Origin of the sequence: Microbacterium schleiferi (genome assembly GCF_038150145.1) — a bacterium.
Classification (GTDB): domain Bacteria; phylum Actinomycetota; class Actinomycetes; order Actinomycetales; family Microbacteriaceae; genus Microbacterium; species Microbacterium schleiferi_B.
In genome coordinates this window covers 161,336-176,313 of record NZ_JBBWSA010000007.1, presented here as the reverse complement: position 1 = coordinate 176,313, position 14,978 = coordinate 161,336, and the positions used below count along the sequence as shown (strand labels likewise).

Sequence of the window (14,978 nt, the reverse complement as noted above, 5' to 3'; positions counted from 1 at the left end):
GGGGAAGAGCATGGATGCCGCACGCATCGTTGTGACCGTCCGCGTCGACGGGACGATCGAGGCCGAGACGCACGGGGTGACCGGCGCCGCGTGCCTCGACTACATCGCCCGACTCGAGGACCTCATCGACGCCGGCACGGTCGCGTCGCGCTTCACCGAGGACTACCACGTCACCTCGAGCAGCGCCTCCGTTCACACCGCCACAACCGACGAGGTGAGCGCGTGAGCGTATCGCTGCTGCTCGTGCCCGCGGTGATCGCCGCTGTCGCAGGCTCGACCGCGGCCGGCGCTGCCGGCGCGATCGGCACCCTCGCCTCGGGTTCTGCCGCCCGGAGCGACCGCTCTCTCGTCGTCGCCACGCGCATGCGCGACCTGGGCCTGCTCAGCCAGGCCGTGGTCGACATCCACGGCACTGTCGCCGTCGCCGACGACGGGAACCTGTCGGCGATCGTCGGTGACCTGCGACTGGACATGACGCGTGGGGCTGACGGGATCTGGGCCGCGCACATCGACGCGGCCCGAACGGTCGACGTCGACGAAGCGAATGCCCTCATGCTCGCCCTGGACCGCGCCTATCTCGCGCGCGTGCAGCAGGCCGTTGCCGAACGCATCCGGCAGAACGCGGATGCCGCGGGCTTCCACGTGATCTCGGACACGGTCGAGGCGGACGCCAGCGTGCGCCTCGTTCTGCAGGCGACCACCTCAGTAGGGGGATCATGAGCGCCGACTGGCGGCCCGCGGCGGCCCGCATCAGCGCCGCCCCCTCGATCGGATGGCTGCTGCTCATGAGCCTGTGGCTGCTGCCGATCCTCGGCGGATTCGGGCGGTTCACCTGGCTCGGGTTCGCCGTGATCGGCGCCCTCACCGTACGCACGTCCTGGATCATCACCTCAGGCATCTATGCGCTGGCCGCTGCCGCGATCCCCTTCCTGCCATGGAGCGAGGCCGTCACGTGGGGCTACCCCGCCCTGTGGATCGTTGGCATCATCCACGCGCTTATTGTCAGCCCCTCATGGCTGAACGAGGCCTGGCGACGCAGACAGGGCGGGCTCCCGTGGTTCCGCCCCGCCCCGAGGACATCTCGTCCCGCGCCACCTATGTCGACGCAACCGCCTGGTCCCCGCGCGGTGGATGTCGACACGGGCGTCTTCGGCGTCAGCACCGCCGACTACCTGGCACCCACGCCCGCCCCCGCAATCGGGCCGGCAGCCGCCGCCACGGAGACACACTCGGGGCCGGTCCCGGCGGTGAACGCGCAGCTCGATCCCCAGACCGCCACGGTCGACCAGCTCGCCGCACTGCCCTTCATGGGGCAACCCCGCGCGCAGTACGTCGTCGCGCATCGCGCCGCGCACCCCGTGCGCACGCTCGATGAGCTGATCGCGCTCCTCGCCCTGCAGCCCCATGAGGCGGCCGCGATGCGCGGCTCGCTCACCTTCGCGTCGACGGCCACCGCGACCCGACAGCCACCCGCTGCCGGGGGAAGGATCCTGGATGTCTGAGCACCGCGCATTCCGCGACGAGCTCGCCCTTCTGCTTAAGGCGCGCTTCCCGCTGCTTTACATCGAGTCCTTCGAAGAGGGTCGGGTACTCGCGGAGATCCGCGCGGTAGCCGCAGACCCGGAGCGCATCCGCACTCCGCGCCCGGTGTGGGTGTGGTCGGCGACCTCGGGCCTGGTTGGGCCGGACGGCTCCGCGGTCGCCGCATCCACCGACCCGGGTCGCGCCCTCGATCATGTGGCCGGCCACGATGACCCCGCAGTGTTCGTCTTCTGCGACTTGCATGCCTCGCTCGGCGCCGGTCAGCGTCCCTCAGACCCGGCCGTGGTGCGGCGCCTGCGCGAGACGGCTGCGCTGTTCCAGACCGGCGCCCTCGCCCGGACGCTGGTCATCGTCGCCCCGGAGCTATGCATCCCCACCGACCTCAGCAAGGACGTGACGATCGTCGATTTCGCGCTGCCGACGTCCGAGGAGATCCGCGACACGCTCGAGGCGATGATCGCAGCGAACACCCAGAGCGGCCGCATCCATGTTGACCTCGACGAGCAGGGCCGCGAGCGCCTCGTGAGTGCGGCCCGCGGGCTGACGCTCCAAGAGGCCGAGAACGCGTTCGCCCGCGCCATCGTGCAGGACGGGAGCCTCAGCGCCGACGACGTGCGGATCGTCACCGATGAGAAACGCCAAACCATCCGCAAGTCCGGGGTTCTCGAGTACGTTTCGGCGGACCTCGACTTGGACGACGTCGGCGGCCTGCAGAATCTGAAGCGCTGGCTCACGAAGCGGAACAACTCATGGCTGGCCGAGGCTTCGGCATGGGGCCTGCCCGCCCCGCGGGGGGTGCTCATCACCGGTGTGCCCGGCTGTGGCAAGTCGCTGACCGCGAAAGCCATCGCTGCCGCCTGGCAGCTTCCCCTGCTGCGGTTGGACGTGGGACGCGTCTTCTCGGGTTTGGTTGGCTCCAGCGAGCAGAACATGCGCACCGCCCTGCGCGCGGCAGAGGCGATCGCACCCTGCGTGCTCTGGATCGATGAGATCGAGAAGGGATTCTCCGGCGCGGGAGGCGGCAATGACTCCGGCACTTCGAGCCGCGTGTTCGGCTCATTCCTCAGTTGGATGCAGGACAAGACCGCGCCCGTCTTCGTCATCGCGACAGCCAATAACATCGATGCACTCCCACCGGAGTTCTTGCGTAAGGGCCGCTTCGACGAGATTTTCTTCGTCGATCTTCCCACCGACCCCGAGCGCCGCCAGATCTGGCAGGTACACCTCGCAAAAGCCCTGAGCCGGCCCGCCGTAGCGGGGGCCATCACCCTCGATGAGCCCACCCTCGCTTCCCTCGCCGATGCGAGTGAGGGATATTCGGGAGCCGAGATTGAGCAGGCCGTCGTCGCTGCGCTCTTCGACGCCTATGGCGAGCAGCGACCCCTCATCGTGCCCGATCTGATCCGTGCGGTCGCGACCATGGTCCCCCTCAGCATCACGATGGCACCCCAGATTGCGGGCATCCGTTCGTGGGCGAGTGTTCGCGCTGTCGCCGCGACAGCGTCCGAAGACAGGGCGGGCTACGCACCGTCCAGTTCTGATGCCGAGGCAGACACCGCATCCGGAGAAGCACGTGGGGGCCGACTCGTTGACTTCTGACGTCGTGCGGGTGGCGCGCATCGTGCCGCGCACGGTCGCGGAGGGCCCCGGAGAGCGCTTCGCGATCTGGGTGCAGGGTTGTTCGATCCGGTGCCCAGGCTGCTTCAATCCCCAGTTCTGGGGAGCGCGCGGGGGAACCGAACAGACCGTGCACGATCTGCTGGATGCGGTACCCGTGGATGTCGAGGGCGTGACGCTGCTCGGTGGAGAGCCGTTCGAGCAGCCAGGCCCCCTGGGCGTGTTCGCCGAGCAGGTTCGCGCCCGCGGCCAGAGCGTCATGACCTTCAGCGGCCATACCGTGGCCCAGTTGCAGTCCCGCGCCCAGACCGACGCGGGTGTGGCGCGCCTGCTTGCAGCGACAGACCTCCTCGTTGACGGCCCCTTCGACCGGAACCAGATCGACCGAGAACGACCGTGGGTGGGTTCGCGCAACCAAGGATTTCACGCGTTGTCGCCTCGCTACGACGCTCTGGTGAACCGCTGGCACGATTCTCCGGATCTGCTCGAGGTTCGCGTCCTGCCCAGCGGCCAGGTCGAGATCAACGGGTGGGCTGAGACCCGCGACATCGAGGATCTGCTTCACGGACTGCGGCCGAACGGCCGGATTGGCACGCCGACCGGCAGGACCGCTAGTGTCCTGTCCTAAGAGCGGAGTGCCGCTGCACCCGCTCTTCATCACCCGGGGGGACAAGATGACCGGCGCTCCACCTGCGGTACTCGTCGCGTTCGACACGGCTAGTACGCCCGACCGAATATCGGGAGCCGCGCACATCAGCGCCAGTCGCGTCACGAGCCGGCGCTGGGCGCTCCTTCCGAGCCCGTCCACGCCAGACCACACCCGGTTCGCCGTGTCGCTCAACGGAAACACAATCGGTGAACTCGGCGTCCGGTGCCGAATTGCCGGCGCACGGTGGTCGGCGCTGGTGGAGGTTTCCGGCGACATGTCCGACCCCGAGGTCAGCTCGGGAGTAGGCGCATTCGCGACGGCATTCGCTGACGTCGTGCGTGCCACCGATCCATCCCTGCGTCAGATCGCCGGAACACCCAGCAGTAGCCATCCTCTACCCCCGCCCCCGCCACCTCCGCCGGCGGCGCCTCCTGCGACCGCTGCGTCTGCACAGCGACTGCCCCCGTTCCCGCCGCCGCCTCCTCCACCGCCGCCTCCCCAACCGAATGTCGCGCAGGCCTTCGCAGCGATACCGGCGCCACCTCCACCGCCGCCCGCCACGCCACTCCCACAGCATCAGGTGGCTCCGGCGTTCGCTCCGCCGCCAGCGGCGATACCGGCGCCGCGACCAGAGGCGTGGGCGCCCGCAGCCCCTCCTCCCACGTCTCGTGAGTCCATCGAAGCCGAAGCCGAAGCCGAAGCCGAAGCAACGGTGCTCACACCACGCTCGCGCGCTGCTCGCGCTCCGTCCTGGACGCTGACGCTTTCCGATGGCATGACATTCGCCGTCACCGGCGCAACGGTCATCGGACGACGCCCCACGCCCCCGGCTCTGCACGCCGATGCGGCCACGCTCGCGCTCCCAGACCCGCAGAGGATGCTGTCCAAGACACACGCACTCATCGAGGTCGAAGCGGATGCGATCTGGGTCACCGACCTCGACTCCACGAACGGCACCGACATCATTTCCGGCGACGGCACCGCGCGCACCATCGCGCCACATGAGCGATGCCGTGTGCTGTCCGGCCAGACTGTGTCGTTCGGGGAGCTGCCTGTTCGGGTCGACAGGCCGTGAAGCCGTGCGCCCTGGATGACGGGGAGAAGTCCCCATCGCGTACCGCGAGACCTGGCTGGAATGATCACCCTGACACATCCCTACGAGGATCGGAGCCCCGGTGACCGACGTTTATCGCGAGATCCAGGACCCTGCCACGACGCCCGAGCGGCTTGCAGAGATCGTTGCTACTCACCCGGAGCTGGCGCCCTGGGTACTCCAACACCCAAACTGCTATGACGCACTGCGGGAGTGGATCGCCGCATATGCGACGCCGCCGGGCGGGCCAGCCACTGCAGCCGGCGACGTCTTCTCCACGACGGCATCCAGCGACCCGTTCGCGCGAGCCATCGAGCCTGCCCTTTCGTCGCGCCCCGCAACACCGTTCGGGTCTGCGCCCAGCGCGCAACCGGCGCGGTCTCGCGGACCCTTCTTCCGCCGCCGCGGCATTCTTATCGGAGGATCCATCGGGATCGCCGCAATCATGCTCGTCGGAATCGGTGGGGCTTGGTGGGCGATCTCGGGCCTGACCCGGGGCGCGTCGAGCCCTGAAGGAGCCGTGGCCCGCCTGCTCTCGGGCGTGGAAAACGTCGACCCGGTCACGGTCGCCACCTCCCTCGCGCCAAGCGAGTTCGGCGGGTTTGTCGAACCACTCCAGCGTCTGGCCTCCGCGGCCCCCGGCGAGGATGGCGGAGCCGACATGGCACAGTTGCTGGCTGATGTGCGTGCGTCTGCGGAGCTGAGCTCCACAGCGATGGCATACGAGACTGAGCAGCTCGCGGACGGGGTCGTGCGCGTCTCGTGGACGGACGGCGAGATGCGCCTGTCCGGTGATGAGAGGGAGCTCGCGCGATCGGTGACAGCCCTCTACGAGCCTCTGCTTCGAGCGCAACAGTCCGCGATCTACGGCTACTCGGACGCCGAGATTGACCAAGCGATCGACACCATGGTCGATGGCTGGTCATCGAACGTCGACCTCGATCAGAGCTGGGATGCGCGCGACGCCGCGGATTGGTATGGAGCGGGGCCGATCTCACTCGTCGCCGTCGATGAGGGCAACGGCTGGTACATCAGCCCACTGCTCAGCTTCTACGACCTGCAGTGGCGGCAGTCCGAGGAGCAGGGCTACGTCGATTCCCGCGATCTGGGGGACGCGATCATCGAGGCCGAGGTGTTCGAGACTCCCGAGGTTGCGGCCGAGGAACTTGCCGCCGCGCTGGAATCCGGGCGCATCGAACGGATCGCGGCGACCTTGCCCCTCGCTGAGCGGCGAGTTCTGTCCCTGTACGGCGATGTCGTCAACCTTGAGTACGTCGTCAACGCATACTCCCCGAGCATCGAGACAGCTGATTTCTCGGCGGCGACGAGCGGTGACCGCGCCCGATTGAGCATCGAGGAGCTCCTCGTCGACGTCACCGAGTGGTCCAACGGATACGAACTCCACGATCGGTATGACATCAGCGAGGTCTGCGCCGAGTGGAGCGATGAATACCTCGATTCCAGCTATTCGTCCTGGTGGGACGAATACACCTACTGGACCGACCAGCGCACGGGGAGCGCCTGCCTCGATGATCCCGCGTGGACCGACAGACTCGGCGCGGGCGACGTCGATCTCATCGCCGTGCGCGAGGGCGGTGGGTGGCTCGTCAGCCCCATCGCGACGATCGCCGACGCAGCCTCCATCGCGGTCGATAACGTCATTCCGTACTACGAGTCGGGCGCGCTCGACGAACTCTTCCGCTGACGCATCCTGGAAAGACGCACACCAGATGACCTACCCCGCACCCGAGCAGCCCGCGTATCAGGGACAGTACGTCCCCTATCCCGCCGCACCCGTCACACGAGGACCATCGCCTCTTTCATCGATCCCGGTCTCGGACTGGGTGCGGGATGCAGTAGCCGTCGCCCTCTTGCTCGTCTCCCTCGCGTTGCCCTGGTCGCTCTCGTTCTCATCCGGCGGGCTCTTGGGTGACTCGTTCACCTCGACAGCCGCGACGAGGGTTGATGTACTGCTGATCACGATCCTCTCGGTCCTGTCGGTCGCCGTCACCGTCCTCGCGCGAGCCGGCGCACTCGGGACCGGGCTCACCCCGGGCCGAACCGCCGCCCTCCGGGCGGCCCTGAACGCGCCGTACGCCATCCTCGTGGTTGTCTATATGGTTCTTGACGCCGTTAGTGCCGGAGAGGTTGCCCAATACCTCGGCGTCGGTTCGGGACTGGGTGCGGCTGTCACAGTCGGCTTGGCCGGGGCGCTCTTCGCTGCGACACCACGGCTGCACGAGATCCGCGATCCGCTCAGCGGAGGGCGCCTCGCGCGCGCCGGCGTCGTCGGCGTCTTCGCCGTCCTGGCTGTCATGGCACTCACGATGCTCATCGGGTTCATCCTGCTCCTGCTCGCGATGCCGTGGCAGGCGATTTCGGGCTGGGACGCCGCTGCCGCGATCGTCGCCCTCCTGCTCCAGGATGCCGCGCTCGCGCTTCCCGCCGTCCTCGTCCTTCGACGCTCCCCGACGGCACCTCGAATCGCGGGGTCGGTCGGAATCGCCGTGGTCGCCGGGATCATTATTTCGGCGCTGACGGGCTTCGAGCTCGGCGGTACCCTCAGCTCGCTGCACGGCGGCGGGTACATCCTCGTGTGGTTCGGCGCCTACGCTGCGTTGCTGACGAGCCCTGCACTGCTCGCGTCGATGACTGCACTTCCGCCCCTGAACACCTGGTTCCTCACGGCGAGACAGGCGCTCGTCACGCTCACAACCGTCTCGACGATTCTGGCTGCGTTCGCGGTGATCGCGCTCGTGACCGATCCGTCGAGCGCCATCGGCTTCTCCGTGGGCATCCTGCTCTCTCAGGTTCTTGCCGCAGGCGTCGCGCTTGTCGCACGGATTCACCTTGTCGGTGCGCCTCAGACGTCGCGCACGATCGTCCTGTGTCTCATGGCAGCAGTCGCTGTTGGAGAGATCGTCGCGCTCGTTCTGAGCGCGGTCTCCCCCCGCTACAGTGGCCTCTCCCTCGAACCGGTGCTCTATCTCGCTCTGCTGGGTCTGCCCGCGGTGGTCGCGTACGCCCTGGTGGCGCCGCGCGAGGTTCGAGAGTATTTCGGTACGTTTGCCCCGCCTGCCGCACCGATGGCGTACCAGTACGACGCCGACCAGTACCGGGTCGCTGCGCCGGCTGCTCCTGCTCCGCCGGCGACAAATGCGGCGGCTCCCGCCAGTTCCGCGGACTACTACGCTGCGCGCGCCGCCGACCCGCTGACACCTGCAGAAGAGCTCTACCAGTACACGTCGGACCCGTCACTCTGGCCGTCGCTGGCCGCCAACCCCGCGCTCTACCCAGAGCTGGTGACATGGCTTGCCAGCACCGGCGATCCCCACGTCCTTGCCGTGTTGCGGTCCCGCGGCGCGATCTAGGCTTCTCGCGCCGCTGCCGCGGCCGGCTTAACCGCCGACCGCAGCGGTTACGATCGAAGGCTATGCCCGCGCCAGAACCCGTCATCCTCTACCCGCCGGAGCTGCCCGTCAGCGCCGCCCGGGATGAGATCGCGCGCGCCCTCGAAGACCACCAGGTCGTGATCGTTGCCGGAGCGACCGGATCGGGCAAGACGACCCAGCTTCCGAAGATCTGCCTGGAGCTCGGTCGGGGTCGCATCGCCCACACGCAGCCTCGGCGGATCGCCGCGCGCTCGATCGCCGAGCGGATCGCGAGCGAGCTGCAGGTGCCCCTCGGGGGCGCGGTCGGCTACAGGGTGCGGTTCACGGATGCCGTGAGCGAAGACACGCGCATCACGCTGATGACCGACGGCATCCTGCTCAATGAGATCCACCGTGACCGCCTGCTGCGCCGCTATGACACGATCATCATCGACGAGGCTCACGAGCGGTCGCTGAACATCGACTTCCTGCTCGGGTACCTCCGCCGCATTCTGCCGAAACGCCCCGACCTGAAGGTCATCGTGACCTCGGCGACGATCGATCCCGAGAGTTTCGCGCGCCACTTCTCACCGAAGCCGGAGGATCCCGAGGCGGCTGCCCCGATCGTGGAGGTTTCGGGTCGCACCTATCCGGTCGAGATCCGTTATCGCCCACACGACGAGAACGCCGACGACGACATCGACGGTCTGGTGGCGGCGCTGCGAGAACTCGACCGCGAGGAGCGCGGCGATGTGTTGGTGTTCCTCCCCGGCGAGTCCGAGATCCGCGACGCGATGGATGCCGTTCGCGGCATGTATGCGCAGGATGCCGCGCCCACCGAGGTCCTTCCCCTCTACGGGCGCTTGAGCGCTGCCGAACAGCACCGGGTGTTCGAGCCCTCGACGCGCGCCGGAGTGCGCCGTCGCGTCATCCTCGCCACGAACGTCGCCGAAACCAGCCTGACCGTTCCCGGCATCCGGTACGTCATCGATACCGGCACGGCGCGTATCTCACGGTATTCGGTGCGATCCAAGATCCAGCGCCTGCCGATCGAGGCGATCTCGCAGGCCTCGGCCCAGCAGCGCTCCGGCCGCGCGGGGCGCACGGCGCCGGGTATCGCGATCCGGCTCTACGCCGAGGACGATTTCGCCGCTCGCCCCGAGTTCACCGAACCCGAGGTGCTTCGAACCAATCTCGCCGCCGTCGTGCTGCAGATGATGGCGCTCGGGATGGGGGATGTCACGGCCTTCCCGTTCCTCACTCCCCCGGACTCTCGCGGGGTGAAGGCGGCGATGGACCTGCTGCTCGAACTCCGCGCAGTCTCGGGTGGCAGGCTCACGAAGATCGGCCGAGAGCTTGCCCGGCTCCCCATCGATCCGCGGTTGGCACGGATGCTCATCGAGGCGCGCGAGCGGGATGTGCTGCCGAGCGTCCTGGCGATCGTGGCTGGCCTGTCTATTCAGGACGTCCGCGAGCGTCCCGAAGAGCAGCGCGAGCAGGCCGATCGCCTGCATGCGCGGTTCACCGACCCGACGAGCGACTTCCTCTCGCTCCTGGGTCTGTGGAACTACCTGCACGAGAAGCAGGCAGAGCTCGGCTCGAGTGCGTTTCGACGGATGTGCCGGGCCGAGTTCCTGAACTACGTGCGCGTGCGCGAGTGGGTCGATGTGCACCGACAACTCGCGGATCTCATGGGTGCACGGCGCGCGAAGACGAGGGTCGACGCCGACCCCGATGCCGTCCACCGCGCGATCTTGTCGGGGCTGCTCTCGCAGATCGGCATCCGCGATGACCGCACGACGACGTCCGCAGCCAAGGGTGCAGCTTCCGGGAAGCCACGGCGCCCCACCGCCGAATACCGGGGAGCCCGCGGCGCGCGCTTCGCAATCTTCCCGGGCTCGGGGCTTCGCAAGAAGAGCCCGGATGCCGTCATGGCGGCAGAGCTCGTCGAGACCTCGCGCCTGTTCGCCCGAACGGTCGCAGCGGTCGACCCAGCCTGGGCCGAGGAGCTCGCCGGCGAGCTCGCCCACCGTCAGCTGGGCGAGCCGCACTGGTCTCGATCGGCGGGTGCGGCATCCGCGTACGAGAAGGTGACCCTGTTCGGGGTAGAGATCATCCCGAAGCGCCGCGTGCAGTTGGCCCGCTTCGATCGGCCGCTCGCACGCGAACTCTTCATCCGCCACGCGCTCGTGCAGGGCGAATGGGATGCCGCGAACCTCGACAAGCGCCTCACGGCCTTCGACCGGCGCAACGCGGATCTGCGCCGACGCCTGGAGAAGCTCGAGGAGCGCGAGCGTCGCCGCGACATCCTGGCCGGTGATGAGGCGGTGTTCGCGTTCTACGACGCGCGGATCCCCCGCGAGGTCTTCGACGTCCGCTCGTTCGAATCCTGGTGGCGTGAGACCTCGAACCGCACACCGCGCCTGCTCGACATGGGCGAGTCCGACCTCGCCGAGGGCGCCGCGGCAGCGCGCAGCGACGAGTATCCCTCCCGGTGGACACAGGGCGATCAGGTGCTTTCGCTCAGCTACCGCTTCGAGCCGGGTGCACCCGACGACGGCGTCAATGCTGTGGTACCGGTGGCGCTGCTCGCGGGGCTGCGCGATACCGGATTCGACTGGCAGGTGCCGGGACTACGGGACGACCTGATCGCCGCGCTCATCCGGGCACTGCCCAAGGCCATTCGCCGTCACGTCGTGCCCGCTGCCGACTGGGCGGCTCGGTTCTCGGCAGATCTTGCCGGCGAAGGCCCGGAGGATCACGGCGGACTCCCGCCGACCACCCTTCGGGCAGCCCTCGCAGCACGCATCCAGCGCGTGGCCCACCAACCCGTCACGGCGGACGATTTCGACCTCGAGCGCGTGCCCACCCACCTCGGGATCTCGTTCCGTGTGGTCGACCACCGAGGACGCACGCTGGGCTCTGGACGCGACCTCACGCGGTTGCAGCAGGAGTTGGCCGGGGCTGCCCGGGGTGCTGTCGCATCCTCCCTCTCCGCCCCGAAGCGGCCTCCCGCGCCCGCCCAGCGCGCGCCGCGGCCCTCAGGAGCGAGGCCGGATGCCGATAGAGCGCAGTTCACGGAAGTCTCGGGGCTCACCGACTGGACGATCTCCGAGCTTCCGTCCGTCGTCGACACGCGCGTTGCCGGCGGCGTGGTGCGCGGCTATCCGGTCCTCGTCGACGAGGGAGAGAGCGTCGCGCTGCGGATCGACGCCACTCCGGAGGCCGCCGCGCGAGCCACCCATGCGGGTCTTCGTCGCCTGCTGCTGCTGGCGGTCCCCTCCCCCGCCGCGTACGTGCTCGACCACCTCACCGCCGCAGAGAAGCTCGCGCTCGCGGCATCCCCGTACTCGTCGGCGCGCTCCCTTGTCGAGGACTGCCGGGTCGCCGTGGCAGACGCGGTCCTCGCGCGCTTTCCCGACCCGATCCGCACCCGCGCCCAGTTCGAGGCAGCGCGGGATGCGTTCTCGGCCGACGTGACTGACGCGCTGTTCTCGGCGGTTTCGCTGACCGCCCGCATCCTCACCGCGGCACGCGATGTCGAACGGGGCCTGCGAAACCTCAACGCCATGACGCTGCTTGCCGCGCTCACCGACGTTCGCGGGCAGTTGTCGGGGCTGATCTATCCCGGCTTCGTGTCGGCGGTCGGGCTGGAGCGTCTCGCGCACTATCCGCGATATCTCGCGGCCCTGGTCACACGCACCGGCGGCCTCGCCGACAACCCCGGTCGGGATCGCCAGCGCCTGACGGAGTACGAGCGCGCCGCGGCGATCTATCGGGATGCCGGCGGCACGATTCCGCTCGCCGCTGACGCTCCCGCGACGCTCGTGCACGGTCGCTGGCTGCTCGAGGAGTACCGCGTAAGCCTGTTCGCTCAGACCCTGGGAACTGCCGAGCCGGTTTCGCTGCAGCGGTTGACGAAGGCCTTGGCCGGAGCCTGATCCTGCGCCGCATCCGCCGGCGTCACAGAGCGACACACAACGGGGGCAGTGGCGACGCCGCATGCCACCATGGAAATGTGACCACCGCTGTGCCCGATCCCACCGCGTCGTTCGCGACCGCCCAGGTTCAGGCAGGGTACGTGCCGGGTGTCGCGCAGAACACCGCCGTCGTGCCGATTTACCAGTCCAACGGATACGAGTTCCCCTCCCTCGCCCACGCGCGCGACGTCTTCGCGCTGCGGAGCCTGGGGAATGTCTACAGCCGCAACGCGAACCCCACGCAGGCGGTGTTCGAGCAGCGCATCGCTGCCCTGGAAGGCGGGCGCGCAGCTGTCGCGGTGGCCTCCGGGCAAGCAGCAGCGGCGGCGGCGATTCTCGCGCTGGCCTCGGCCGGCGACCACGTGGTAGCTGCCCGCCAGCTCTACGGCGGCACCGTCGATCTGCTCTCCGACTCGCTCGGGAGCCTCGGAATCGAGGTCACCTACGTCGATCAGGACGACACGGATGCCTGGCGCGATGCGGTTCGCCCAAGCACGCGAGCCTTCTTCGCCGAGACGATCACAAATCCGCTGGCCACCGTGCTCGACATCCGTGCCGTCGCCGATGTCGCCCACGCCGCGGGCGTGCCGCTCGTCGTCGACAACACGGTCGCCTCACCCTACCTCGTGCGTCCCGGCGAGCACGGCGCAGACATCGTCATCCATTCCGCGACGAAGTACATCGGCGGGCACGGAGTGGCGCTCGGCGGGGTCGTGGTCGATATCGGCTCGTTCGACTTCGGCGCCGATCCCGAACGCTGGCCGCAGTTCACGACGCCCTACCCCCGGTTCGGCGACCTCGTGCTGTGGGATCGGTTCGGCGAGCAGGGACTTGCCCTGATCATCTACATCAAGACCCGGTTCGTGCACGATTTCGGAACAACCCTGCCTGCCTGGTCGTCGTTCCAACTCCTCCAGGGGCTCGAGACTCTCGACCTGCGGATGCAGCGCCACTCCGCGAGCGCGCTCGCTGTCGCGCGGTTCCTCGAGCAGCATCCTGCCGTCGAGAAGGTGTGGTACCCGGGACTCGCGTCGAGCCCGTGGCACGCGACTGCCCAGCGCTACCTGCCGCGTGGGGCCTCGTCGGTGTTCTCGTTCGATCTGGCCGGCACCGGGGATGCGGATGCCGACGACCGACGTGTCGAGCAAGTCATCGACGCCCTCCGTGTCATCCGGCTCGTGGCGAATATCGGGGATGCCCGCAGCATGGTGAACCACCCGGCATCCATGACCCATCTTCACCTCACCGCTGACCAGCTGCGCGAGGCCGGCATCTCGCCGCGGACGATCCGCCTCTCGATCGGGCTCGAGGACGAGGCAGATCTCATCGCAGACCTGGCGCAAGCGCTGGCCTAGCTGAACGGGGCTACGACGCTTCGATGAGAGCGCGGTAGAAGCCGATTCCGCGGAGCCACACCTCGACGCGGATCCGCTCGTTGTGCGAGTGCAACGCATCACGCTCGGAGCGGGTCAGGTGGAACGGCGTGAACCGGTAGACGTGGTCGCTGATCGCCGTGAACCAGCGGCTGTCGCTGGCTCCCAGCTGCACGTAGGGCGTCGGGACGATGTCGCCGCCGAGTGTCGAGACGACCGCGCCGGCGATCCGTCGCCACGGCTCTCCTCGCCAGGGCGAGACCGGTGACGGGTTGGATGCGTGACGGATCTCGAGCTCGACCTTCTCGTCGGCCACCGCCCGACGAACGTGCGCCGTCGCGCTGTCGATGGTGTCGCCGGTGAGGAGGCGAATGTTGACCGACGCCTTCGCCGTCGTTGCCAGGACGTTCTCGCCGGGTGCGCCGCTGAGCTCGGTCACGACAGCGGTGGTGCGCACCATCGCGTTGGTCTCGGGTCCGCCGAGGGTGAAGGCGCCGGCAAGCAGCGGGCCCGTAATCTCACCGCGTCGGAACAGGGTCCGAAGCGGTTCGGGAGCGTGGGGCGAGAGCGTGGCGAGCATGGCCCGCACGGGAGGCGCGAGCCTGGTCGGAAACGGCTTGCGCCGCAGCCGGTCGATAGCCCGCGCCAGCCGGGCGGTGGCGGGCATCGCGGGCGGCGTGGATGCGTGGCCGCCCTGTTCGCGGACGGTCATAACGAGCGTCATCACGCCGCGTTCTGCGACACCGATCATCGCGGTGGGCACGTCGACGCCGGGGATGATGCCCTCGACGACGGCGCCGCCCTCATCGAGCACGAGTCCCGGATGGATGCCGCGCTCCTCCAGGTGCGCAACGATTCCCCGCGCCCCGTCTCCCGCCGTCTCTTCGTTGTGACCGAACGACAGGTAGATGTCGCGTGCCGGCGTAAAGCCTTCGGCGACGAGGGTCTCGACGGCTTCGAAGATCGCGACAAGCGATCCTTTGTCGTCGATCGCGCCGCGGGCGTGGAGTTCGGCATCCTCGCCCTCACCCACGATCTCGGCGCCGAACGGCGGATGCTGCCACTCCGCCTCGACCACGGGCACGACATCCATGTGGGCCATGAGCACGAGCGGATCTTCGGATGAGGCGCCCGGCCACCGGTACAGCAGTGAGTGGCGGGCGATCACGTCGCGCTCGAGGCGCTCATGGGTCTTCGGGTACAGGCGCTCCAGGGCGCTGTGGAACTCGTCGAACACCGACGCATCCATCCGCGACTCGTCGGCGTACGACACGGTAGGGATGGATAGGAGTTCTCGGAAGCGATCCAATGGAGTGCTCATGCTTCGAGGCTACTCGCGGCACTGCGCGGGCG

The 14,978-nt window shown here is 68.5% G+C and carries 11 protein-coding genes; 10 read left to right on the top strand and 1 reads right to left on the bottom strand.

What is annotated here, in order from left to right:
• Positions 1–10: 10 nt before the first annotated feature.
• From AADH62_RS10035 to AADH62_RS09990, 10 genes are all read left to right on the top strand, one after another.
• Positions 11–226, top strand: a complete 216-nt coding sequence (locus tag AADH62_RS10035) for a DUF2997 domain-containing protein (RefSeq protein WP_341579360.1) — start codon at positions 11–13, stop codon at positions 224–226.
• The gene (locus AADH62_RS10030; RefSeq protein ID WP_341579359.1) at positions 223–720 is read left to right on the top strand and encodes a hypothetical protein; all 498 of its coding nucleotides are present in this window, start codon (positions 223–225) and stop codon (positions 718–720) included. Before AADH62_RS10035 ends, AADH62_RS10030 begins: the two co-directional genes overlap by 4 nt.
• The gene (locus tag AADH62_RS10025) at positions 717–1,502 is read left to right on the top strand and encodes a hypothetical protein (protein WP_341579358.1); all 786 of its coding nucleotides are present in this window, start codon (positions 717–719) and stop codon (positions 1,500–1,502) included. The genes AADH62_RS10030 and AADH62_RS10025 overlap by 4 nt, the downstream gene beginning before the upstream one ends.
• Positions 1,495–3,141, top strand: coding sequence for an AAA family ATPase (locus AADH62_RS10020; protein ID WP_341579357.1), 1,647 nt, complete (start codon positions 1,495–1,497; stop codon positions 3,139–3,141). The genes AADH62_RS10025 and AADH62_RS10020 overlap by 8 nt, the downstream gene beginning before the upstream one ends.
• Complete coding sequence (locus AADH62_RS10015) at positions 3,116–3,787, top strand: 4Fe-4S single cluster domain-containing protein (RefSeq protein WP_341579356.1); 672 nt, start codon at positions 3,116–3,118, stop codon at positions 3,785–3,787. The genes AADH62_RS10020 and AADH62_RS10015 overlap by 26 nt, the downstream gene beginning before the upstream one ends.
• Positions 3,788–4,583: 796 nt before the next feature.
• Positions 4,584–4,883: an FHA domain-containing protein gene (locus AADH62_RS10010; protein WP_292725626.1), complete on the top strand. Its 300-nt coding sequence runs from the start codon at positions 4,584–4,586 to the stop codon at positions 4,881–4,883.
• A gap of 100 nt (positions 4,884–4,983) precedes the next feature.
• On the top strand, positions 4,984–6,606 hold the full coding sequence (locus AADH62_RS10005; RefSeq protein ID WP_341579355.1) for a hypothetical protein: 1,623 nt from the start codon (positions 4,984–4,986) through the stop codon (positions 6,604–6,606).
• A gap of 25 nt (positions 6,607–6,631) precedes the next feature.
• Complete coding sequence (locus AADH62_RS10000) at positions 6,632–8,272, top strand: hypothetical protein (protein WP_341579354.1); 1,641 nt, start codon at positions 6,632–6,634, stop codon at positions 8,270–8,272.
• A 62-nt stretch (positions 8,273–8,334) separates the two neighbouring features.
• A complete protein-coding gene (gene hrpA, locus AADH62_RS09995) occupies positions 8,335–12,213 on the top strand; it encodes an ATP-dependent RNA helicase HrpA (RefSeq protein WP_341579353.1) in 3,879 nt (1,292 codons plus the stop codon).
• A 77-nt stretch (positions 12,214–12,290) separates the two neighbouring features.
• On the top strand, positions 12,291–13,607 hold the full coding sequence (locus AADH62_RS09990; protein WP_341579352.1) for an O-acetylhomoserine aminocarboxypropyltransferase/cysteine synthase family protein: 1,317 nt from the start codon (positions 12,291–12,293) through the stop codon (positions 13,605–13,607).
• 10 nt (positions 13,608–13,617) lie between these two features.
• Here the strand turns inward: AADH62_RS09990 and AADH62_RS09985 are convergent, their stop codons facing one another.
• Positions 13,618–14,946 (bottom strand): M20/M25/M40 family metallo-hydrolase, encoded by a 1,329-nt coding sequence (locus AADH62_RS09985; protein ID WP_292729946.1) that lies wholly within the window; start codon positions 14,944–14,946, stop codon positions 13,618–13,620.
• Between the last annotated feature and the right edge of the window lie 32 nt (positions 14,947–14,978).

Coding starts and splice junctions, on each gene's coding strand:
- AADH62_RS10035 (WP_341579360.1), top strand. CDS start 11: ATGGATGCCGCACGCATCGTTGTGACCGTCCGCGTCGACGGGACGATC.
- AADH62_RS10025 (WP_341579358.1), top strand. CDS start 717: ATGAGCGCCGACTGGCGGCCCGCGGCGGCCCGCATCAGCGCCGCCCCC.
- AADH62_RS10020 (WP_341579357.1), top strand. CDS start 1,495: ATGTCTGAGCACCGCGCATTCCGCGACGAGCTCGCCCTTCTGCTTAAG.
- AADH62_RS10010 (WP_292725626.1), top strand. CDS start 4,584: ATGACATTCGCCGTCACCGGCGCAACGGTCATCGGACGACGCCCCACG.
- AADH62_RS10000 (WP_341579354.1), top strand. CDS start 6,632: ATGACCTACCCCGCACCCGAGCAGCCCGCGTATCAGGGACAGTACGTC.
- hrpA (WP_341579353.1), top strand. CDS start 8,335: ATGCCCGCGCCAGAACCCGTCATCCTCTACCCGCCGGAGCTGCCCGTC.
- AADH62_RS09985 (WP_292729946.1), bottom strand. CDS start 14,946: ATGAGCACTCCATTGGATCGCTTCCGAGAACTCCTATCCATCCCTACC.